Genomic DNA, 1,093 nt, shown 5'->3' with positions numbered 1-1,093 from the left:
ACTAAAAGACGGTTACCCAACGCGGGCGACCGTCTTTCCTTTTTTCTTTCCCCAAAAATCCTCTCCCAAAATATTTCAATCATTCGACCTGATTCTACAATTTCTGAGACTTTATGTTTAGACGATTGTCATACTTTACCTTTAGAACGGTTGAATTTATGACAAATCCATAAATATAGGAGGAATTATGAAGAAGCTGAAGCAATTACTTTTGATGGTCATGATGGTTGTATTAGTGGTTCCGATGTTTTCGGTGTCAGCGGTAGCGAATACAACTGGTGTTTGGACAAAATTCCTCAATGCCGAATCCAGGGGCCTATAATCAAGCAGTTGAAGTGAATGGTGAGGTATATGTATTTGGTGGGAAGAATGGGAGCACTAAATTAAGAAATATTAAGAAATATTAACAAATATAATCCGGCTACAAATACATGGACCCCGTTGGGAAATATGCCAACTCCAAGAGTTGCATTTGGTGCTGCGAAACTAAATGAGAAAATATATTCGGTGGTCAAACGGGGACTGGAACTACTACAAAAAATATAGATGAGTATGACACAACGGGATCATTTACAACTAAGGCACAATTTCCCAACTATATGGATGGTTTAACTGCGGTAACGTTTAATAATAAGATATACATTTTCGGTGGGCGGGATCCAAGTTTACCATCTTCAAAAATATTTGAGTTCGATCCTATAGCGAATATTCTGGTGCAAAAACAAAGTACAATGCCTGTAGGTAGGCTTAGCCTCAGTGCAACAGTAATCGGCGGAAAGATATATCTATTTGGAGGGCAGAAGTCTCTCGTAAGCGGGCTTGAAAAGGAATACGATCTTTCTGCCTCCGAGCTGAGCGCATACCTGTCTTGGTACAACGGTCGCGCAGCCGGCACAGGTCCGGAAGTGTACACGATCAGCAAGAACTTTAATCTGGCGAACTTCATCACCCGTAAGGATTACATTGCATTCAGTAAGATCGAAACGTTTGAGGTAAATGAATATAGCGGTAATTAATGAGTAACCCCCGCTGGTTATTGCTGGCGGGGGATATTTTATCAATAGGATATAGTCTAATCAAAATCAAAAACATC

General features: G+C 40.3%; 3 protein-coding genes. All 3 read left to right on the top strand.

Features of this window, described 5'->3' with window-relative positions; genetic code table 11:
- Positions 1 to 187 precede the first annotated feature (187 nt).
- The 3 genes from FE784_RS42565 (at position 188) to FE784_RS40350 (ending at position 1,016) form a co-directional block, all read left to right on the top strand.
- Positions 188 to 322 (top strand): hypothetical protein, encoded by a 135-nt coding sequence (locus FE784_RS42565; RefSeq protein ID WP_281287220.1) that lies wholly within the window; start codon positions 188 to 190, stop codon positions 320 to 322.
- Positions 300 to 407: a hypothetical protein gene (locus FE784_RS43090; RefSeq protein WP_139607950.1), complete on the top strand. Its 108-nt coding sequence runs from the start codon at positions 300 to 302 to the stop codon at positions 405 to 407. Before FE784_RS42565 ends, FE784_RS43090 begins: the two co-directional genes overlap by 23 nt.
- Positions 408 to 599: 192 nt before the next feature.
- Positions 600 to 1,016 (top strand): Kelch repeat-containing protein, encoded by a 417-nt coding sequence (locus FE784_RS40350; RefSeq protein WP_139607949.1) that lies wholly within the window; start codon positions 600 to 602, stop codon positions 1,014 to 1,016.
- Positions 1,017 to 1,093 lie beyond the last annotated feature (77 nt).

This window comes from Paenibacillus hemerocallicola, assembly GCF_006265175.1.
Taxonomy (GTDB): domain Bacteria; phylum Bacillota; class Bacilli; order Paenibacillales; family NBRC-103111; genus Paenibacillus_AB; species Paenibacillus_AB hemerocallicola.
This window is presented reverse-complemented; position numbering and strand designations above follow the sequence as displayed.

Coding starts and splice junctions, on each gene's coding strand:
- FE784_RS43090 (WP_139607950.1), top strand. CDS start 300: ATGCCGAATCCAGGGGCCTATAATCAAGCAGTTGAAGTGAATGGTGAG.
- FE784_RS40350 (WP_139607949.1), top strand. CDS start 600: ATGGATGGTTTAACTGCGGTAACGTTTAATAATAAGATATACATTTTC.
- FE784_RS42565 (WP_281287220.1), top strand. CDS start 188: ATGAAGAAGCTGAAGCAATTACTTTTGATGGTCATGATGGTTGTATTA.